Source organism: Terrabacter sp. P2_E3 (genome assembly GCF_056403915.1).
Genome location: NZ_JBFUEN010000001.1, coordinates 224105 through 243713, shown reverse-complemented (window position 1 = coordinate 243713; position 19609 = coordinate 224105). Strand labels below are relative to the sequence as shown.

The following is a 19609-nucleotide window of genomic DNA, read 5'->3' as shown; positions in this document are numbered from 1 at the left end:
GCAGATGTCATCGGGCGGGGCTCATCGGGGTGCTCATCGGGTGACGATCTGGCCCTTGCCCACGACGACGATGCCGGTCTCGGTGACGTGGAGGCCGCGTGCCCGGTCGTGCTCGTGGTCGATGCCGATCTGGCACCCCTCCGGGATGACGACGTTCTTGTCGATGATGGCCCGGCGGATCTGCGCGTGCCGGTGCACCTCGACGCCGTCGAGCAGGACCGACCCCTGGATGCTCGCGTAGGAGTGCACCTTGACGAGGGGGGAGAGCACCGAGGCGTAGATGTGCGCACCCGACACGACGACGCCCGGGGAGACCGCCGAGTTGAGCGCCTCGCCGATGCGGTCGCCGCTGCCGTGGACGAACTTCGCCGGCGGGTAGGGGCTGTGGCTCGTGTAGATCGGCCAGTCGTAGTTGTAGAGGTTGAAGACCGGGTGGATCGAGATGAGGTCCATGTGGGCGTCGTAGTAGGACTCGATGGTCCCCACGTCGCGCCAGTAGCCGCGGTCGCGGTCGGTGGCGCCGGGCACCTCGTTGTCCTTGAAGTCGTAGACGCCGGCCTCTCCGCGGCCGACGAAGTAGGGCACGATGTCGCCGCCCATGTCGTTGCTGCTCGACTCGTTGTCGTGGTCGGCGATGACAGCCGCCTCGAGGGCTGCGGCGGTGAAGACGTAGTTGCCCATCGACGCCAGGACCTCGTCGGGGTTGTCCGGCAGGCCCTTGGGGTCGTTCGGCTTCTCGAGGAAGGCGGCGATCTTGGACGGGTCGGCGTCGTCGACCTCGATGACGCCGAACTGGTTGGCGAGAGAGATCGGCTGGCGGATGGCCGCGACGGTGCAGGCCGCACCCGTCTCGATGTGCTGCTCGACCATCGCGCTGAAGTCCATGCGGTAGACGTGGTCGGCGCCCACGACGACGACGATGTCGGGCCGCTCGTCGTGCATGAGGTTGAGGCTCTGGTAGATCGCGTCGGCGCTGCCGAGGTACCAGTTCTTGTCGACGCGCTGCTGCGCCGGGACGGTCGTGACGTAGTTGCCGAGGAGCGTCGACATGCGCCATGTCTTCGTCACGTGCGCGTCGAGGCTGTGCGACTTGTACTGCGTCAGCACGACGACCTGGAGGTAGCCGGAGTTGACGACGTTGGACAGGGCCAGGTCGATGAGACGGTAGATGCCGGCGAACGGCACGGCGGGTTTGGCCCGGTCGGCGGTCAACGGCATCAACCGCTTGCCCTCACCGCCAGCGAGCACGATCGCGAGGACTTTCGGACCAGCAGCTGGGCTTCGTCGGGCCATGAGCGCCACCCTAGGGCAGGCGTCCGGTCGCCGACAGGTTCAGCACGCAAGATCGGCCGAGCTTTCCGCTCCGCGGGATGGCTGCAGCACTAGGGTCGGAACGTGCGCGTCGACATCCTCAGCAAGGAGTACCCGCCGGCCATCTACGGAGGCGCGGGTGTTCACGTGGCAGAGCTCGTCCGGGCGCTCCGCGACCGCGGCGACATCGACGTCCGGGTGCGCTGCTTCGGCGCCGCGCGTGACGAGGCCGGGACGACGGCATACGCCGATCTCCCCGAGCTCGCGGCCGGCAACGCCGCGATGCAGACACTCGGCGTCGACGTCAGCATGGCCGGCGACTGCGTCGGAGCCGACCTCGTCCACTCGCACACCTGGTACGCCAACATGGCCGGCCACCTCGCGTCGCTCCTGGGGGGCATGCCACACGTCGTGACCGCACACTCGCTCGAGCCGATGCGCCCGTGGAAGGCGGAGCAGCTGGGCGGCGGCTACCGCGTGTCCTCGTGGGCCGAGCGCACCGCGTACGAGTCGGCTGCCGCCGTCGTCGCGGTCAGCGCGGGCATGCGCGAGGACATCCTCAAGAGCTACCCCTCGCTCGATCCAGCGCGGGTTCACGTGGTGCACAACGGGATCGACTCGCAGCTGTGGTCGGCCGACCGTTCCCCGGAGGCCACCGAGATCGTCCGGCGTCACGGCGTCGACCCCGACCAGCGGTCGGTCGTCTTCGTCGGCCGCATCACCCGCCAGAAGGGCCTGCCCTACCTGCTGAGGGCCTGCGCGCTGCTGCCCCGCGACGTCCAGATCGTCCTCTGCGCGGGTGCGCCCGACACCCCAGAGATCCTCGCCGAGGTCGAGGGACTCATGAACGAGCTGCGCTCGCAGCGTGAGGGCGTCGTCTGGATCCCCGACATGCTGCCGCGCAACGAGGTCGTCGCCCTGCTGAGCCACGGCACCGTCTTCGCCTGCCCGTCCGTCTACGAGCCGCTCGGCATCGTCAACCTCGAGGCGATGGCGTGCGAGCTCGCCGTCGTCGCCACCGCCACCGGCGGCATCCCCGAGGTCGTCGTCGACGGCGAGACCGGGTGGCTCGTGCCGATCGAGCAGGTGCAGGACGGCACCGGGACGCCGGTCGACCCCGACCGGTTCGTCGCCGACCTCGCCGCCGCGCTGACCGACGCTGTCTCCGACGTCGACCGGGCCCACGCGTTCGGTCGAGCCGGCCGGCAGCGGGCGGTCGACTCGTTCTCGTGGGCCTCCATCGGCGACCGCACGCTCGAGGTCTACCGCTCGGTCCTGGACATCTGACGCACGGCGCCTCGCGTAGGTTGGTGGAGGCGGACCACCGCCACAGCCCGAGAGGAAACGCCATGAGGAGTCGACTGGCCGGCCTGGTGCTGCGCCTCATCGGGTGGACCGCGGTGGGCGACGTGCCTCGCACCGGCATCGTCGTCGGTGCACCGCACACGTCCAACTGGGACTTCGTGATGATGCTCCTGGTCATGTGGCGGGGCGGCGTCACACCGCGCGTCCTCATCAAGAAGGAGCTCTTCCGTGGCCCGCTCGGGTGGCTCCTGCTGCGGCTCGGTGGCATCCCGATCGACCGCGACAACCCCGGCGAGGTCGTGCGGGGACTCGTGCGGGAGGCCCGGAGCGGGGAGCCGTTCCTGCTGATCCTGGCTGCGGAAGGCACCCGTTCGAAGGGCGGCTACTGGAAGTCCGGCTTCTGGCGGATCGGGCGGTCGACCCGTCTCCCCATCGCCCTCGCCTTCATCGACGGACCCTCTCGCACAGCTGGATTCGGCCCCACCATGACCGCCACGCCCGACGTGGTTGCCGACATGGACACGGTGCGGGCGTTCTACCGCGACAAGCGTGGGATCCACCCCGAGCGGCGCACGGAGCCTCGACTCCGCGAGGAGTCGCAACCCGACGTCCGGCGCTGATCCCGGGAGTTCGGGGTCCGGTCGCGCGTACGGCGTTTCGCGTGCTCGTGACCGCCACGTGTGGGAGCGTTCCACGTGAGTGCACCCCCGTCCCGCTGACCGGAACGAGCTGAGATGGCAACTGACGTGGCTGGCAACGATGCGCTGACCGCCGGCGACCACGGGTCGGTCGACGAGGCGGACGGGCTGGAGCGGCGCTCCGGACGCCTCCGGGGGTTGCTCCACTTCACCGTCCCGGGGTGCTGGGGCGCGGTCCTCTTCGCGGCCCTGTCGTTCACCCCGTCGCTGCTCCCGCGTGGCGGGTTCATCCAGGGCCTCGTCTGCGGGATCACCGCATCCATCGGCTACGGGCTCGGAGTCCTGGGCGCATGGCTGTGGCGCGCCTTCGCGGACCGTGAGCCACGAGAGCCCAAGCCCTCGTCGTGGCGGGCCCTGTTCATCGGCGGCGGAGTGCTGCTCGTCGTCTTCTTCGGTCTCGGCCAGTACTGGCAGCACGAGATCCGGAGCCTCATGGGAGTGACGGAGTACAACATCGCCCTCGTCGTCCTCTCGCCCGTGGTCGCCGTGTTCTTCTTCGCGGTATTCCTGCTCATCGGCCGTGGCATCCGACGCGTCTACCACTGGGTCGCGGACCTGCTGAGCCGCAGGTTCGGGCGGCGGGCCGCGGGCGCGACGGGCTGGATCCTCGTCACGACGATGACCTACCTCGTCATCAGCGGCGTCCTCATCGACGGTCTCGTGGGTGCCATGGACGAGGCCTTCTCTGTGGGCAACACCGTCACGCAGGAGGGGGTCGTCAAGCCCGCGACCGGCCTCCGGTCTGGCGGGCCGGGCTCGATGGTCCCCTGGGAGTCGCTCGGTCGCGAGGGCCGCACGTTTGTGGCAGGCGGTCCGACCGCGAGCGACATCGAGGGGGTCGTCCACCACCCCGCAGAGGAACCGATCCGAACCTACGCCGGCCTCGACTCGGCCGACGACGCCGAACAGCGGGCTGCCCTGGCCGTCGACGACCTCGAGCGGGCCGGAGGGTTCAAGCGGACGAACCTCCTCGTCGTGACGACGACCGGCAGCGGCTGGGTCGACCCGGCCCTCGTCGCCCCGTTCGAGTACCTGACCGGCGGCGACGCAGCCACTTTGGGGATGCAGTACTCGTACCTGCCGTCGTGGCTCTCGTTCCTCGTCGACCAGTCCAAGGCCCGCGAGGCGGGACGGGCACTCTTCGACGCCGTCTACGACCGCTGGTCCCGGCTGCCGCAGGACTCCCGGCCCAAGCTGTACGTGTCGGGCGAGAGCCTCGGGACGTTCGGCGGTGAGACCGCCTTCAGCGGCGAGTACGACCTGCGCAACCGGACCGCCGGCACGGTCTTCGCGGGGCCGCCGAACTTCAACACCCTGTTCCGTGAGTTCAGCGACCACCGCGACGTCGGCAGTCCCGAGATCCAACCCGTCTACAAGAACGGGCGGACCGTGCGCTTCGCGACCGACCCGGCGGCCTCGATCCCGCCCGAGGGCCAGCCGTGGGACGGCACCCGCGTCCTCTACCTCATGCACCCGTCCGACCCGATCGTGTGGTGGACTCCCCACCTCGTGTTCAACGAGCCCGACTGGATCGGTGAGGCGGCCGGCAAGGACGTGCTGCAGGGGATGTTCTGGATGCCGTTCGTGACCTTCTGGCAGGTGACGGCCGACCTCCCGTTCTCGACCGGCGTCCCCGCAGGACACGGGCACAAGTACACGACGGAGTACGTCGACGCCTGGAACGCCGTGATGCGTCCCGAGGGCGTCACCGCCGACGACCTGGCAGCCATCCGGACGGCGGTGGGAGCGCTGGGCTAGAGCCTCGGGCCCGACGCAGGTCAGCCGCCGACGAGACGGCCCGTCACGGCATACGGCACCCCGACGACCTCCGAGGGGCCGCCGAGGATCATGCCGAGTAGCTCGGCCGGCTTCGGATAGTCCGATCCGAGCGCCGCGAGGTAGGCGTCGTGCGCCGACAGCGACGCCACCGCGGCGTCGAAGTGCTCCGAGACGTCGACGAAGTGCGTCGGCTCGGGGTCGGCCACGATGAGCAGCCGGGCGACCTGCCACGGCTCGTGCCCCTCGTCCACGAGGTCGGGGAAGATCCAGCGGTTGCCCGCGTCTGCCTTGGCGTCGACGACGGCGAGACCCACCGCCCGGTGGTCGGCCTGGTTGGCGAAGCCGCCCGGGAAACGGTCGGCGTACGTCGACGTGATGACGAGGTCGGGCCTGCGGATCCGCATCTCGCGGGCGATGGCGCGCCGCAGCGGGAGGCCGTACTCGACGACCCCGTCGGTGAAGCCGTCGAGGAACTCCACGACGTCGACGCCGACCTGGGCCGCCCCGTCCCGCTCCTCCTGCTCGCGCAACGGGGCCGCCTGCTCGGGCGGCAGGGTGTCGATCCCCGCCTCGCCGCGGGTGGCCAGCAGGTAGGTCACGGTCTTGCCGGCCCGCACCCACCGGTCGACGGCGGCGGCCGTGCCGTACTCGAGGTCGTCGGGATGCGCCACGACGCAGAGAACGGTCTCGAAGGTGCTCTCGTCGAGTGGCTGCAGGTCTGGGTGCTCCGTCATGGACCAAATCTAGGGTTGCTTGGCGAAGTCCCGGGGGGATGTGACGATGGGGAACATGCTGACCCTCGAGCTCGCCCGCCGGCTCTCCGACGCGGGACTGACGTGGAAGCCCGTCTCGGGCGACCGCTTCGTCGTGGCCGTCAGCGGCATGGAGGACGACGTCTTCGTGATCAGCGAGATCACGGTCGACGTCCACCACTTCACGACGGGCGACGTCATCGGCTTCAACGGCACGACCGAGTGGGCCCTCGACAGCGTCGAGCAGGACAAGGCCGTGTGGCTCCCGAGGGAGGACCAGCTGCGTGACCTGCTCGGTGAGTCCTTCGTCTCGCTCGAACAGCTCGAGGGCGGGTATGCCGTGTCGGCCCGCGGGCGGGACGGCGCGGTCGGGCGCCATGCCGACATCGACGCCGAACGCGCCTACGCGCGAGCGGTGCTCGCGCAGCTCGGGACGTCCGCCCCCGAGGCGTAGCCGCGCGGCCGAACGCACCGGCACTCAGGCGGGGCGCCAGCCGGCGATGGACATGACGGCGACGTTGGTCGCGTCGGCCAGTGCTGCGTCGGCGTCCGCGGCGAGGTCGCGCAACAGCCGCGTCCGGTTCGCCGTGGTCACCGCGTCGAGACCGCTCGACCCGAGCGAGGTCCGGCCGGCGTTGCGGTGGGCGACGCGGGAGAGGTTGGCCGACAGGGCCATGATCCGCAGGGCGCGTCCGGACGTCGCCGGCGGGATGCCCCACAGCGTCGTGTCGAGGTCGGCCTGCGCCTCGGCGCGCGCTTCGTCACCCCAGGGGTGGCCCCCCACCTCGTCGAAGCGCTGCGTGTGGTCGCGGAGGCGGCCCATGAGGTCGCGCTCGATGTCCCGGAGGTCCAGCATCTCCATCCGGTGCCGGGGGAGCGGGTCCGCCTCGTAGGCCGTCCAGTCCGCACGGACGCCCACGTCGCCCTCGGGGCCGAACTCCGAGAGCGTCGGCACGAGGACCCCGCCGATGCCGGCGACGAAGACGCACTCCCCGGCGTCCGCAGCGTGCGCGGTCGCCGCGGACGAACCACGCGGCATACGGCTCAGGTCGCCGGGACGGGGGAGCGCCACGAACAGGGCGCGCTCGCCGAGGTCCCGCCAGACGTCGAGCCGGGCCAGGTCACCGGCGACGTGGTCGAGGTCCGGGAAGGCCCGGGCCAACGCCTCCGTCGTCGCGAGGTCGCCACGCCACGAGGCCGTCACCCACAGCGCGAGGCGCACGGACGCGGGCAGCTCGGACACCCCGTCATCGTAGGGTGCGCCGCCGCGGCGGCTGTGGAGGCCTTGTCATAGGGTCGAGCCATGAGCGACGTCCTCGCCTTCGCCGGAGTCACCGTTCGTCGCGGTGCCTCGACGCTCCTCGACGACGTCACGTGGGAGGTGGAGGAGGGCGAGCGCTGGGTCGTGCTGGGCGCCAACGGTGCCGGCAAGACGACGCTGCTCCAGATCGCCGCGGCGCGGCTGCACCCGACCGCGGGGGTCGCCGGCGTCCTCGGCGAGGTGCTCGGCGCCGTCGACGTCTTCGAGCTGCGGCCGCGCATCGGCCTCGCGAGCTCCTCGATGGCCGAGCGCATCCCCGGCGACGAGCTCGTCGGCAACGTCGTCGTGACGGCCTCCTACGGCATCATCGGCCGGTGGCGCGAGACGTACGACCACGTGGACTACGTGCGCGCCATGGAGCTGCTCAGGACGCTCGGCGCCGAGCACCTCGCCGACCGGGCCTACGGCACGCTGAGCGAGGGCGAGCGCAAGCGCGTCCAGATCGCCCGGGCGCTGATGACCGACCCCGAGCTGATGCTGCTCGACGAGCCGGCCGCCGGTCTCGACCTCGGCGGTCGCGAGGACCTCGTGCGCCGGCTCGCCGACCTGGCCGCCGACACGGAGGCGCCCGCGATGGTGCTCGTGACGCACCACGTCGAGGAGATCCCTCCGTCGTTCACCGACGTCCTCATGATCCGCGACGGCAAGGTCGTCGCCGCCGGCCCCATCCCGCTGACGCTGACGGCCGAGAACCTCAGCGCGACGTTCGGTCTGCCCCTCGTGCTCGAGCAGCACGGCGAGCGCTGGTCGGCGCGGGCCGAGTCCTGATCGCAACCGTCCCGACCCCTTGATCCGTAGGTCCCGAGAGGGAACTGAGGCAGAATCGAGAACGTCACAGGAGTGACGCACGGGACATCGGGGCCCGTCGCCGAGGTGGACGAAGGCAGGGTGGGGGCACGTGGTCGAGGGACAGGCTTGGATGGTCTGGGTGGCAGTGGCTCTCGTCCTCGTCGCCATCGAGGCGGTCACGGTCGACTTCACCTTCCTCATGCTCGCCGGTGGTGCCGTGGGCGCATCGATCGCCGCGGCCTTCGGGGCGCCCCCCGTGGTGCAGGCCATCGTCGCGGCCCTCGTTGCCGTGGCCCTCCTCGCGATCGTGCGTCCGTGGCTCAAGAACCGCCTCTCGGCCAGCACGCCGCAACAGCTCATGGGCGCCGCGGCCCACGTCGGCCGCTCGGCCGTCGCCATCGACCGTGTCAACCCGGCCGGAGGGCGGGTCAAGCTCTCCGGCGAGACGTGGTCGGCGCGCACGCTCGGCGACGACATCGAGCCCGGCGAGGAGGTCGTCGTCGACTCCATCGACGGCGCCACCGCGATCGTGAGCCGCGCCCGCGTCGTGGGGAGCTGAGCCGGCCTCCGGCCCCGCGCCCGGCGACGCCACCGAACCAACGGGCGGATCGTCCGATCCGCCCGCACCAACCGCGCTTCCCCGGGGGAGCACGGACCGCACAGGGAGAAGGTCGAGAAGGTCGTGGACCCGGTACTCATCATTCCGATACTCATCGTCGTCGTCGCGTTCGTGGTCGTGCTGCGCACCGTGCGCATCGTGCCGCAGCAGACGGCACAGATCGTCGAGCGACTCGGCGGCTACAACAAGACGCTGACGGCAGGTATCCACTTCCTGATCCCGTTCGTCGACAAGGTCCGCGCCAACATCGACCTGCGTGAACAGGTCGTCACCTTCCCGCCGCAGCCCGTCATCACCAGTGACAACCTCGTCGTCAACATCGACACCGTCATCTACTACTCGGTCACCGACGCGAAGGCCGCCGTCTACGAGATCGCCAACTTCATCCAGGGCATCGAGCAGCTGACGGTCACCACGCTGCGCAACGTCATCGGCTCCCTCGACCTCGAGCAGGCCCTGACGAGCCGCGACCAGATCAACGGCCAGCTGCGCGGCGTCCTCGACGAGGCCACGGGCAACTGGGGCATCCGCGTCAACCGTGTCGAGCTCAAGGCCATCGACCCGCCGCACTCGGTGCAGGAGACGATGGAGAAGCAGATGCGCGCCGAGCGTGACCGTCGTGCCGCGATCCTCACCGCCGAGGGCTTCAAGCAGTCGGCCATCCTCACGGCCGAGGGTGAGAAGCAGAGCCAGATCCTGCGTGCCGAGGGCTCGGCACAGGCCCGCATCCTCGAGGCGCAGGGCCAGGCCCGCGCCATCCAGCAGGTGTTCGCAGCCATCCATCGCGGCAAGCCCACCCAGAAGCTGCTCGCCTACCAGTACCTCCAGGTGCTGCCGCAGCTCGCCCGCGGCGACTCCAACAAGATGTGGATCATCCCGTCCGAGCTGACCGACGCCCTCAAGGGCATCGGCAACGCGCTCGGCGGCAGCGAGCAGGGCCCGATGGGCGGCGACGACGAGGATCAGTGGGTCGACACGGGCGACGCCGACGACAACGCCTTTGCCGAGACGGTGCTCGAGGACCCGGCCAAGGCACTGGCCGAGGCCCGTGGCCAGGCCGCGCAGGCGAGCGCCGAGTCGACCGAGCACGCCGCTCCCATGGGTCGCCAGCTGCCACCGCTGCACTCGGGGGCCGACGTGCCCCCGCCGCCCGCTGCGGCGCCGCCGGTCACGCCCCCGGCGTCCGCGGACGACCTGCCCGACGCGCCACCGGAGCCCCCGACCGGACGCTGACCGACGCCCTGGCGACACCGCCCCGACGACACCCGGTCACCCTCTGTAAGGTGACCGGGTGTCGTTCTGGTCCGCCGTCGCCATCGCGCTGGCCGGGACCGGGGCCGGCGTCATCAACACCATCGTCGGGTCGGGCACGCTCATCACGTTCCCGACCCTGCTCTTCTTCGGGGTCAACCCGCTCGTCGCCAACGTCTCGAACAACATCGGCCTCGTCGCCGGGGGCGTGACCGGGGCGTGGGGCTACCGCAGGGAGCTGGACGGCCACGCGCGCACCCTTCGCCGGCTCATGCCGATGTCGTTCGTCGGCTCGGTCGTGGGGGCGGGGCTGCTGCTCGTCCTGCCCGCCGCGGCGTTCCGGGCGATCGTGCCGGTGCTCATCCTCATCGCGCTCGTGCTCGTGGTCGCGGGCCCGCGCATCCAGGCCCGGGTCCACCCGGAGGGGGTCGAAGGGTCGGTGCCGCGCTGGCACGCGCCGGCGATGGCAGCCGGGGTCTTCGCCGCGGGCGTCTACGGCGGCTACTTCGGCGCGGCCCAGGGCGTCCTGCTCATGGGCCTGCTCAGTGCGCTGAGCCTCGAGCCCCTGCAGCGGCTCAACGGCTACAAGAACGTGCTCTCCCTCGTCGTCAACGTCGTCGCGGCTGCGGTGTTCATCCTCTTCGCACGCGACCAGATCGACTGGCTCATCGTCCTCCTCATCGGCGTCGGCGCCTTCGTGGGCGGCATCGTCGGGGCACGGGTGGGCCGACGGATCCCGCCGAACGTCCTGCGGGGCCTCATCATCGCGATCGGCCTCGTCGCCGTGGTCAAGCTCGTCTGGTTCCCCTGACGCCTTTCGCAGCCTGACCCCGGCCCCGGCCCCGGCCCCGCCCCCGGGCCACGATGCCGGATGAAGGTGCGACCGGCACTAGCCTGTCGGGCGTGCCGATCGAGATCACCGACCCCACCGACCCGCGGCTGACCGACTACGTGTCGCTGACCGACGTCGTGCTGCGGAGGCGGCACGAGCCAGAGCGCGGCCTCTACATCGCGGAGAGCCAGAAGGTGATCCGCCGTGCGCTTCGAGCCGGGCACCGACCGCGGTCCTACCTCATGGCCAGGCGCTGGCTCGACGACCTGTCCGACATCGTCGGCGACGCGGAGGCCGACGGGGTGCCGGTCTACTTCGCGGAGCACGACGTCATCGAGCAGCTGACCGGCTTTCACCTCCACCGCGGCGCACTGGCTGCGATGCAGCGCCCCGCCCTGCCGACCGTCGAGTCGCTCATCGCCGACGCGCGCCGCGTCATCGTCCTCGAGGACGTCGTCGACCACACGAACGTCGGTGCGATCTTCCGGTCGGCTGCTGCGCTCGGGGTCGACGCCGTCCTCATCACGCCCCGGTGCGCCGACCCCCTCTACCGGCGCTCGATCCGCGTCTCCATGGGCACGGTCTTCCAGGTGCCGTGGACGCGGATCGACCCGTGGCCGCAGGGCATGGCCCTGCTCCACGACGCCGGTCTCACCGTCGCGGCCATGGCCCTGTCGGACGACTCGGTCTCGCTCGACGACCTCGAGAGCGGCCCACCCGAGCGGCTCGCGCTCGTCGTCGGCACGGAGGGCGACGGCCTGTCGCACCGGACCGTCGCCGACGCCGACCTCACCCTGCGCATCCCCATGGCCGGAGGCGTCGACTCGCTCAACGTCGCCGCGGCCAGCGCCGTCGCGATGTGGGCGCTGCGCCCGCGGCCCCAGGGCTGACCGGGCCGGTCGAGCCAGTCGGGTCCGTCAGGCCCGGACGAGCCGGTCGAGCAGGCGCTCGAGCTCGACGGCAGGGTCGTCGCACAGGCCCCCGTGGACCGGTCCGGGCTGCACGACGGTCGAGCGCGGTGCGATGATCCAGCCGAACCGCTGGCCCGGCTTGTCGAGGGTCGGCAGGCCGCGGCCCGTCTCGCCGCGGCACACCGCCCGGACGCGTTCGAGCATCGAGCGCACGCCCTCGAGGTCGCACGTCGGTGACAGCGCGTCCGCACGGCGCTCGTCGAGCTCCCAGGCGGCGTCGAGGAAGCCCGCGTCCTGCGAGTAGATCACGACACCGACGTTGATGAACTCCTCCCGGTCGACGCGGGGGACGAGCCGGAGCAGGACGTACTGGTACGCGTTCACGCGGCGACGCCCGTGGGCACCCAGGTGAGCGGCCCGTCGAGGCGGGCCCGCAGCATCCGGGCGTATGCCGTCCGCACCGCGGGTGCGTCGGCGAGTTCGGGCGTGGGCTCGATCCATTCCTCGGGCACCTCGGCGACGACGGCCTCGACGGCCTCGGGCGTGAGGCGCGCCGCGAGCTCGTCGTGGCGCGCGGCCACGTCGCCCGCGACGTCGCGCAGGACGTGGCGGCTCGCGTCGAACGGCTGGGCCGCGAAGCGCTCCGGGGCCGGTGCCTTGCTCGGCCACGAGTGGTGGAAGTAGAGGGCTGCTCCGTGGTCGATGGCCCACGTGCGTCCGTGCCAGACGAGCAGGTTGGGGTTGGACCACGTGCGGTCGACGTTGGCGGTCAGCGCGTCGAGCCAGATGATCCGCTCGGCGAGGTCGGCGTCGGGCGGCCTCGAGCCGTCGTAGCCGAGGGAACCCGGCAGGAAGTCGACGCCGAGGTTGGTCCCGACCGAGGCGGTGAGCAGGTCCTGCACCTCCTCGTCGGCCTCGTACTTCGCGATGCGCGGGTCGAGGCGCACCACGGCGAGGTCGGGCACCGGCACCTCGAGCAGCCGGGCGATCCCGGCGACGAGCACCTCGGCGACCAAGACCTTGAGCCCCTGACCGGCGCCGCGGAACTTCAGGACGTAGGTGCCGTCGTCGTCGGCCTCCACGATGCCGGGCAGCGACCCACCCTCCTTGAGCGGCGTCACGTAGCGGGTGGCGGTCAGCTCGGGAAGCACGCCGTCAGCCTAGTGGCCGCTCGTGGTCGAGCACCGTGGCCCGCGTCCAGAGCCGGCCGAGCAGCATCGCGCTCGCCCCGTAGAGGCAGGCGAAGGCCACGAGCGGCCACCAGGCGAGCCCGCTCTCGGGGAGGACGAGCGCGCCGACGGCCGCCGCCGCGACCATGCCGGCGTTGTAGACGACGTCGTAGGCGGAGAAGGCGCGGCCGAGCAGGTGGTCGTCGACGTGGGCCTGCAGGAGCGAGTCGACGGTGATCTTGACGCACTGGGAGGTGAAGGAGACGACGAAGCCGACGACGACGATGCTCCACGGCGTGAGGAACGGTCCCAGCACGGCGCACACGACCGCGCCCAGCGCGAGCATCCGGGCGGCATACGGCACGGCGGTCAGGCGTGGGGCCAGCCACGGGGTGACGAAGGCCGCGGAGGCGAATCCCAGTGCGGACGCGCCTGCGGCGATGCCGAAGCCCTGCGCGCCGTGGCCGGACTCGAACGGGCCGCGGAAGAGGAGCAGGGTCTGCAGCAGGAGGAAGCCGAACGGGAGCCGGGTGATGAACACGAGGGTGAGCAGGAGGCGTGCGCGGCGCGGCAGGGTGTGCACGGCCTCGACGAGGCCCGTCACGACGGACCGGGTGATCTGCCCGACCGAGGGCGCGCCGCTCGTGTCGTCGGGGCCGATGAACGGCAGCCGGGTCGCCGCCCAGGCGGCCACGAGGACGCCAGCGGCGGCGAGGAGCACGTCGACGACGTCGCTGCCCCCGAGGGCCCTGATCCCGGTGCCGACCGCGCCGCCGAGGAGGTATGCCAGGGACCCGCACGTGGGAGCGACGGAGTTCGCGCTCACGAGGTCCTCCCGCGGCACCACGTGCGGCATGGCCGAGGAGAGCCCGGCGAGGATGAAGCGGTTGACCGAGAAGACGAGGAGCACGAGGCCGAAGAACGCCGGGCCGGTCTCGGCTCCGGTGACGAGGACGGAGACGCCGAGGATCGCCGTGGCCCGGATGACCTGGCTGACGACGATGACGCGCTTGCGCGGCCACCGGTCGAGGAGCACTCCGACGAACGGCCCCAGCGCCGAGTAGGGCAGCAGCACGATCGCGAAGGCGATGGCGATCCCGCGCGCGTCGGCGGCCTTCTCGGGGTTGAAGAGGATGTGGCTGGCCAGGGCGACCTGGAAGATGCCGTCGCTGAACGACGACGTGACCCGGCTGACGAAGAGCCGACGGAACCCGCGCCCCCGGAGCAGGGTGAACAGGGCGCGCAGGAAGGTCACGCGGCACAGCGTACGGTCACCCGTGCGGTGCCCGGCGACGGGAGCGGTCAGCGCGCGAGTCGCCCGATGAGGGCCGCGGCGCAGACGATGCCGGCGATCGCGCTGCCGGCGAGGACCCCGAAGTCGACCCAGTAGTTCGTCGGGGTGCCGAGCAGCAGGCCGCGCAGGGCCGACACCTCGTAGGTCAGCGGGTTGACGTGGCTGATGACCTGGAGCCAGCCCGGCATCATCTCGATCGGGTAGAGCGCGTTCGAGGCGAAGAAGAGCGGCATCGTGATCGCCTGGCCGATCCCCATGAGCCGGTCGCGCTTGAGGGCGACGCCGGCGATGCTGAGCGACAGGCACGAGAAGAACGCGGCGCCGAGCATCACGACGACGACCACGCCGAGCAGCCGCACGGGGTTCCACGTCATCGCCACGCCCATCAGCGCGGCCACGACGACGACGATGACGGCCTGGGCGACGGACCTGACCCCGGCGGCGAACGCCTTGCCGGCCACGAGCGCTGCTCGCGGCGTCGGCGTCACGAGGAGCTTGGTGAGCACACCGGCGTCGCGCTCCCAGATGATCTGGATGCCGTAGAAGATCGAGACGAAGAGGGCCGACTGGGCGATGACGCCCGGCGCGAGGAAGTCGAGGTAGTCGAGGCCCCCGGTGGGAATGGCCCGGATCTGGCTGAACGTCGTGCCGAAGATGACGAGCCAGAGGATCGGCTGGATCGCCCGGGTGATCAGCTCGCTGCGGTCGTGGCGCAGCTTCTGGAGCTCGACGAGGCAGAAGGTCGCGATGCGCGACACGAGGAGCCGCACCCCGGTGCGGCTGCGCCGGTCAGCCCAGACGGCGGGCGGTTCGACGAGTTGCTCGGACACCGCGCAGCCCTCCCTTCTCGCCCTCGACCTCGTCGAGCGCCTCGCCGGTGTGGTGACGGAAGACGTCCTCGAGGCTGGCACCCTCCCCAGCGGCGGCCTTGAGCTCGTCGGGGGAGCCGAGGGCGCGCAGGGCCCCGCGGTGCATGAGGGCGACGCGGTCGCACAGCGCGTCCGCCTCCTCCATGTAGTGGGTCGTGAGCAGCACGGTCATGCCGTGGTCTCGCTGCATCTGCGCCACCCGCAGCCAGACGCTGTCGCGGGCGACGGGGTCGAGGCCCACCGTCGGCTCGTCCAGGACGAGCAGTGCGGGGCGGTTGACCAGGGCCTGCGCGAGCTCCAGACGCCTCACCATGCCGCCGGAGTAGGTCGAGGCGAGGCGTGACTCGTCGCCGCGCAGGTCGACCATGTCGAGCACCTCGTCGACGCGAGTCCTGCGCTCGCGCCGGGGGACGTCGAAGAGACGGGCGAACCACTCGACGTTCTCGCGACCCGTGAGAGCGCCCTCGATCGACAGCTGCTGGGGCACGTAGCCGAGCAGCCGCCGCACGGCCATCGCCTCGGTGCGCACCGAGCGGCCGAAGATCTCGACCTGCCCGGCCTGCAGCGGCAGCAGGGTGTTGAGCAGCCGGATCGTCGTCGTCTTGCCGGCCCCGTTGGGCCCGAGCAGGCCGAAGCACTCACCCGGCTCGACGGCCAGGGTGAGGTCATCGACCGCGCGGTGCGTCCCGAAGCTGTAGCCCAGGCCCCGGATGTCGATGGCCGAGGTCATGGTCGGTCGCCGGCAGCCGACCCGTCCGGGAGGTCGAGCGCCGCGGCCACGGTGACGGCCGGCTCGGAGGTGTGCGGCGCCGCGACGTCGTGCGTCTCCGGCAGGTTCGCGGCGATGCGGGCGATGGTCGGCAGCGCCGCAGCCAGGCGGGCGCGGTCGGCGGCCGGGAGCTCCGCGAGCGCCACTGCGGTGGACTGCGCGCGACGGTCGCGCCACTGCTCCAGGCCCGCCCGGGCCGAGGGCGTGAGGTCGAGCCGCGCCACACGCCGGTCGCTCGAGTCGCGCTCACGCACGAGCACCCCGAGGGCGAGCAGCTGGCCGACGAGGGTCGAGACGGTGTTGGCGGCGAGACCGAGGACCCGGGCCGACTCGGCCACGGTGATCCCGGGGTTGCGCCGCACGACGCGGAGCAGCTCGAGCTGGGCCCCGGACAGGGCGAGCTCGGGCAGCGGAGCGCCGACGAGACGCCGCGACCGGCGTCGCAGCAGCCCGATGACGTCGTAGAGGTCGTCCGCCAGCCCAGCCACCTTCTCGTCGCTCACGATCGAAGATTACGTCTGTCGCAGAGGGGTGACCAGAGAAACCGGAGGTGGACCTCCGGACGCAGCCGCCCGGGTACGAGAAGACCCCCGGGTCCTGGCCTGCAGGAACCCGGGGGTCTCATGGTGTCGAGGGGGGGACTTGAACCCCCACGCCCGTTAAGGGCACTAGCACCTCAAGCTAGCGCGTCTGCCATTCCGCCACCCCGACAAGGTGTTGCAAGGGGCTCGTGGGAATCCCTTGCGGCGAGGCGAAACGTTACACGGGGCCCGACCAAAAGACCAAACGGGCGGCAGCTGGCGTCGGGAGGCGGCGGCATACGCTGATCGGCATGAGCCACGACGACGCCGACCGCACCGTGACGACCACGGCACAGACTGCCGTGACGCCCGAGGAGGAGGTCGCGCGGATCTGCGCCGAGCTCATCCGGATCGACTCCTCCAACTACGGTGACGGGTCGGGTCCGGGGGAGCGCAAGGCGGCCGAGTACGTCATGGAGCAGCTCGACGCGGTCGGCCTCGAGGGCACCCTGCTCGAGAGCGAGCCGGGCCGTGCGACGGTCGTCGTCCGCCTCGAGGGCGAGGACTCCTCGCGCCCTGGCCTCGCGGTCCACGGCCACCTCGACGTGGTGCCGGCGAACGCCGCGGACTGGCAGGTCGACCCCTTCGCCGCGGAGGAGCGCGACGGCTGCATCTGGGGCCGCGGAGCGGTCGACATGAAGGACATGGACGCGATGATCCTCGCGAACATCCGTCACTTCGCTCGCACCGGCACGAAGCCCGCCCGCGACACGACGTTCGCCTTCTTCGCCGACGAGGAGGCCGGTGGCACCTACGGCAGCCACTGGCTCGTGGACCACCACCCGCACTGGTTCGAGGGCGTGACCGAGGCGATCAGCGAGGTCGGCGGCTACAGCGTCACCGTGCCGACGCCGGGGGGCCAGCAGCGCGCATACCTCCTCCAGACCGCGGAGAAGGGCATCGCCTGGCTGCGGCTGCGCGCACACGGACGTGCCGGGCACGGGTCGGTCCCCAACGACGAGAACGCCATCGTCCGCCTCGCCGCCGCCATCGGCCGGATCGCCGCCCACGAGTGGCCGCGTGAGTACATCGCCTCGGTCCGTGAGCTGCTCGACACGCTCGGCAGCCTGACCGGGCTCTCGTCGACCGACGACGACCTCGGGCCGCTGCTCGCCACCCTCGGCGGGGCCCAGGGCTTCGTGCGGGGCACGCTGCGCGACACCGCCAACGTCACGATGCTCGAGTCCGGCTACAAGCACAACGTCATCCCGCAGACGGCGACGGCGGCCGTCGACTGCCGCTTCCTGCCCGGCCACGAGGACGCCCTCATGGCCACGATCCGCGAGCTGGCCGGCGAGCACGTCGAGGTCGAGGTCGTGCACCGTGACGTCGCCATCGAGGCACCGTTCTCCGGTGACCTCGTCGAGTCGATGAAGCAGGCGCTGCTGCGTGAGGACCCCGAGGCCGTCGTCCTGCCCTACTGCCTCTCGGGCGGCACCGACAACAAGGCGCTGGGCCGGCTCGGGATCAGCGGCTACGGCTTCGCGCCGCTGCGGCTGCCGGCAGACCTCGACTTCGCGCCGATGTTCCACGGCATCGACGAGCGGGTGCCCACGGCGTCGCTTCGCTTCGGGGCGCGGGTGCTCGGCGACTTCCTGCGCTCCTGCTGAGGGTCGCGGCGGACGCGTCGGTCAGGCCGTGCGCTCGACGCGCATGATCCGGCGGCGCAGCCACATCCGACGCACGCCACCTTCGTAGATGACGGTGCGCGACAGCTCCCAACGGCCGTACTCGGCGTGCTCACGCACCGCCTGTCTGGCCTGGGCCTTCGACGTGTGGCGGTCGAACGTGAGGACCCGGTACTCGTACTCCGTCATCGCCGTCCATTCTGACACCAACCGTGACCCCTCCGAGACCGTATGCGCGGCGTGGCGGTCACGCGACCGCGGTACCGTCGCTGGGTCATCCGGCCGCGAACCGGACCTGCGTGGTCCGCGCGGCGAGCAGGGGAACCGCCTGGCACAGCCCGGCGTCAAGGGCCCAGGAGGTCAACACACATGAAATGGAACACCCGCCGCATCGCGGCAGCAGCCATCGTCCTACCGGCCGTCCTCGGAGTGGCGGCCTGTGGCAAGAGCGAGACCCCGGCCCCCGCGACGGGGCAGACTCAGGCCAGCTCGGCCGCCGCGACGAGCGATGCGCCGGCCGCCGGTCAGCCGTACAAGGACAAGGCATCGTTCGTCGCCGCCATGAAGGCCGCGGGCAAGAACGCCACGACCGCCCACGTCACGATGGCGATGGACGCCGCCGGCCAGAAGATCGCCATCACCGGTGACACGAAGGTCGACGCGAGCAACCCGGCGATGAAGATGACGATGGACATGGGCCCCTCGATGAAGCTCGACATGGTCCTCGTCGACAAGAAGGTCTACATGAAGGGCTTCCCGGGCCTCGCCGCGGGCAAGTGGGCCGTCATCGACAGCAGCTCGACGCTCGGCAAGCAGCTCTCGCAGTCGCTCGACCAGGCCGACCCGACCAAGATGTACGACCAGTTCGGCGCGGCCGTGCAGGACGTCAAGTACGTCGGTGAGGACACCGTCGACGGCGAGAAGACGTGGAAGTACGACCTGACGCTCGACACCACGGCGATGCAGGCCCAGCTGCCCGCCGCCGAGAAGACGAAGATGCCGGCCACCATCACGTACACCGCGTGGCTCGACGAGAAGAACCAGCTGCGCAAGGTCACCTTCGACCTCTCCGGCGTCAAGGCCGAGATGACGATGAGCAAGTACGGCGAGCCGGTCGACATCACCGCCCCGCCGGCCTCTGACACCGTCAAGGCGCCCATGTGAGGCAGGCATGACAGGCCACGTCGGCGACGGGTGAACGGCCCGCCAACCACGCGTGAACGGTCCCGCAGCGAGCCCGGCTCGCTGCGGGATCGCTGTGTTTCCGGGCGTTTCCGGGCCCGGAATCGGTGCCTTCGGTCGTGCGGGTCGACTACGGTCGAGGCATGACCGTCGACCCCCGCTCCGCCCTCGAGCAGCTGATCGTCGCCCTCGAACGCCACCTCGAGGCCGCGAACGCGAGCCGAGACCCCGACCACCCCATGGTGATGGCAGCGGCGCAGGACCTCGCCGAGGCCTTCGACGACTACGACGAGGCGCTCTACGAGGCCACCGAGGTCGCGACGCCCCTCGCGATCTACGGCGACGACTTCGACGGGCACGAGGACGAGGACGGGACCGAGGGCCGCGTCTACGCCGGGCTCGACTCGGACGACTACGACGAGGACGACGACGACGACGACGACGACGACGACGACGATGACGACGACGACGACGACGACTACGAGGACGACGACGACGAGGGCCACGTCGACGGCGGCGTGACCGAGAGCTCCGACACGCGAGCCTGAC

The 19609-nt window shown here is 71.2% G+C and carries 22 protein-coding genes and 1 tRNA gene; 12 read left to right on the top strand and 11 right to left on the bottom strand.

Going from position 1 to position 19609, the window contains the following annotated elements:
- Nucleotides 1-33 precede the first annotated feature (33 nt).
- Nucleotides 34-1293 carry a glucose-1-phosphate adenylyltransferase gene (gene glgC / locus AC1DW8_RS01145; RefSeq protein ID WP_056777761.1) on the bottom strand — a complete coding sequence of 420 codons (1260 nt, stop codon included), beginning with the start codon at nt 1291-1293 and terminating at the stop codon, nt 34-36.
- A 102-nt stretch (nt 1294-1395) separates the two neighbouring features.
- On the opposite strand from glgC, the gene glgA reads away from it, so the two are divergent.
- From glgA to AC1DW8_RS01130, 3 genes are all read left to right on the top strand, one after another.
- Nucleotides 1396-2598, top strand: coding sequence for a glycogen synthase (glgA, locus tag AC1DW8_RS01140; RefSeq protein ID WP_478091253.1), 1203 nt, complete (start codon nt 1396-1398; stop codon nt 2596-2598).
- Nucleotides 2599-2660: 62 nt separating this feature from the next.
- A complete protein-coding gene (locus AC1DW8_RS01135) occupies nt 2661-3236 on the top strand; it encodes a 1-acyl-sn-glycerol-3-phosphate acyltransferase (RefSeq protein WP_478091249.1) in 576 nt (191 codons plus the stop codon).
- A 114-nt stretch (nt 3237-3350) separates the two neighbouring features.
- Nucleotides 3351-5072: an alpha/beta hydrolase gene (locus AC1DW8_RS01130; RefSeq protein ID WP_478091244.1), complete on the top strand. Its 1722-nt coding sequence runs from the start codon at nt 3351-3353 to the stop codon at nt 5070-5072.
- Nucleotides 5073-5092: 20 nt separating this feature from the next.
- Here the strand turns inward: AC1DW8_RS01130 and AC1DW8_RS01125 are convergent, their stop codons facing one another.
- Nucleotides 5093-5827, bottom strand: a complete 735-nt coding sequence (locus AC1DW8_RS01125; RefSeq protein WP_056776896.1) for a PIG-L deacetylase family protein — start codon at nt 5825-5827, stop codon at nt 5093-5095.
- 55 nt (nt 5828-5882) lie between these two features.
- Between AC1DW8_RS01125 and AC1DW8_RS01120 the strand changes: the two genes are divergently transcribed.
- Entirely contained in the window at nt 5883-6299 is a 417-nt protein-coding gene (locus AC1DW8_RS01120; protein WP_478091241.1) for a pilus assembly protein CpaE, read from the top strand.
- Between the two features lie 24 nt (nt 6300-6323).
- Here AC1DW8_RS01120 and AC1DW8_RS01115 read toward each other — a convergent pair whose 3' ends face one another.
- The gene (locus AC1DW8_RS01115; RefSeq protein ID WP_478091238.1) at nt 6324-7088 is read right to left on the bottom strand and encodes a hypothetical protein; all 765 of its coding nucleotides are present in this window, start codon (nt 7086-7088) and stop codon (nt 6324-6326) included.
- A gap of 60 nt (nt 7089-7148) precedes the next feature.
- Here AC1DW8_RS01115 and AC1DW8_RS01110 point away from each other — a divergent pair, with 60 nt between their 5' ends.
- From AC1DW8_RS01110 to AC1DW8_RS01090, 5 genes are all read left to right on the top strand, one after another.
- Nucleotides 7149-7934: an ABC transporter ATP-binding protein gene (locus tag AC1DW8_RS01110; protein ID WP_056776906.1), complete on the top strand. Its 786-nt coding sequence runs from the start codon at nt 7149-7151 to the stop codon at nt 7932-7934.
- Nucleotides 7935-8085: 151 nt separating this feature from the next.
- Nucleotides 8086-8514 carry an NfeD family protein gene (locus AC1DW8_RS01105; protein WP_056776910.1) on the top strand — a complete coding sequence of 143 codons (429 nt, stop codon included), beginning with the start codon at nt 8086-8088 and terminating at the stop codon, nt 8512-8514.
- Between the two features lie 123 nt (nt 8515-8637).
- Nucleotides 8638-9807 carry an SPFH domain-containing protein gene (locus AC1DW8_RS01100; protein ID WP_478091235.1) on the top strand — a complete coding sequence of 390 codons (1170 nt, stop codon included), beginning with the start codon at nt 8638-8640 and terminating at the stop codon, nt 9805-9807.
- A gap of 58 nt (nt 9808-9865) precedes the next feature.
- The gene (locus tag AC1DW8_RS01095) at nt 9866-10636 is read left to right on the top strand and encodes a sulfite exporter TauE/SafE family protein (protein WP_478091233.1); all 771 of its coding nucleotides are present in this window, start codon (nt 9866-9868) and stop codon (nt 10634-10636) included.
- A gap of 92 nt (nt 10637-10728) precedes the next feature.
- The gene (locus AC1DW8_RS01090) at nt 10729-11547 is read left to right on the top strand and encodes a TrmH family RNA methyltransferase (protein ID WP_056827026.1); all 819 of its coding nucleotides are present in this window, start codon (nt 10729-10731) and stop codon (nt 11545-11547) included.
- Between the two features lie 27 nt (nt 11548-11574).
- Here the strand turns inward: AC1DW8_RS01090 and AC1DW8_RS01085 are convergent, their stop codons facing one another.
- The 7 genes from AC1DW8_RS01085 to AC1DW8_RS01055 form a co-directional block, all read right to left on the bottom strand.
- A complete protein-coding gene (locus tag AC1DW8_RS01085; RefSeq protein ID WP_478091231.1) occupies nt 11575-11952 on the bottom strand; it encodes a DUF3037 domain-containing protein in 378 nt (125 codons plus the stop codon).
- Nucleotides 11949-12719 carry a HipA family kinase gene (locus AC1DW8_RS01080; protein ID WP_056776920.1) on the bottom strand — a complete coding sequence of 257 codons (771 nt, stop codon included), beginning with the start codon at nt 12717-12719 and terminating at the stop codon, nt 11949-11951. Before AC1DW8_RS01080 ends, AC1DW8_RS01085 begins: the two co-directional genes overlap by 4 nt.
- Before the next feature lie 4 nt (nt 12720-12723).
- A complete protein-coding gene (locus AC1DW8_RS01075; protein ID WP_478091229.1) occupies nt 12724-13992 on the bottom strand; it encodes an MFS transporter in 1269 nt (422 codons plus the stop codon).
- A gap of 47 nt (nt 13993-14039) precedes the next feature.
- A complete protein-coding gene (locus tag AC1DW8_RS01070) occupies nt 14040-14861 on the bottom strand; it encodes an ABC transporter permease (protein ID WP_056776926.1) in 822 nt (273 codons plus the stop codon).
- Nucleotides 14821-15630, bottom strand: a complete 810-nt coding sequence (locus AC1DW8_RS01065) for an ABC transporter ATP-binding protein (protein WP_056776929.1) — start codon at nt 15628-15630, stop codon at nt 14821-14823. The genes AC1DW8_RS01070 and AC1DW8_RS01065 overlap by 41 nt, the downstream gene beginning before the upstream one ends.
- Nucleotides 15627-16172: a MarR family winged helix-turn-helix transcriptional regulator gene (locus tag AC1DW8_RS01060; RefSeq protein ID WP_056776932.1), complete on the bottom strand. Its 546-nt coding sequence runs from the start codon at nt 16170-16172 to the stop codon at nt 15627-15629. Before AC1DW8_RS01060 ends, AC1DW8_RS01065 begins: the two co-directional genes overlap by 4 nt.
- Nucleotides 16173-16293: 121 nt before the next feature.
- Nucleotides 16294-16380: transfer RNA gene (locus AC1DW8_RS01055), tRNA-Leu, on the bottom strand.
- 121 nt (nt 16381-16501) lie between these two features.
- On the opposite strand from AC1DW8_RS01055, the gene AC1DW8_RS01050 reads away from it, so the two are divergent.
- Nucleotides 16502-17860 carry a M20/M25/M40 family metallo-hydrolase gene (locus tag AC1DW8_RS01050; protein ID WP_478091226.1) on the top strand — a complete coding sequence of 453 codons (1359 nt, stop codon included), beginning with the start codon at nt 16502-16504 and terminating at the stop codon, nt 17858-17860.
- Nucleotides 17861-17881: 21 nt separating this feature from the next.
- Here AC1DW8_RS01050 and AC1DW8_RS01045 read toward each other — a convergent pair whose 3' ends face one another.
- Entirely contained in the window at nt 17882-18067 is a 186-nt protein-coding gene (locus AC1DW8_RS01045) for a DUF5703 family protein (RefSeq protein ID WP_034770947.1), read from the bottom strand.
- 180 nt (nt 18068-18247) lie between these two features.
- On the opposite strand from AC1DW8_RS01045, the gene AC1DW8_RS01040 reads away from it, so the two are divergent.
- The gene (locus AC1DW8_RS01040; RefSeq protein ID WP_056776938.1) at nt 18248-19042 is read left to right on the top strand and encodes an SCO4651 family lipoprotein; all 795 of its coding nucleotides are present in this window, start codon (nt 18248-18250) and stop codon (nt 19040-19042) included.
- 161 nt (nt 19043-19203) lie between these two features.
- Nucleotides 19204-19608 (top strand): hypothetical protein, encoded by a 405-nt coding sequence (locus tag AC1DW8_RS01035; protein ID WP_478091223.1) that lies wholly within the window; start codon nt 19204-19206, stop codon nt 19606-19608.
- Nucleotide 19609 lies beyond the last annotated feature (1 nt).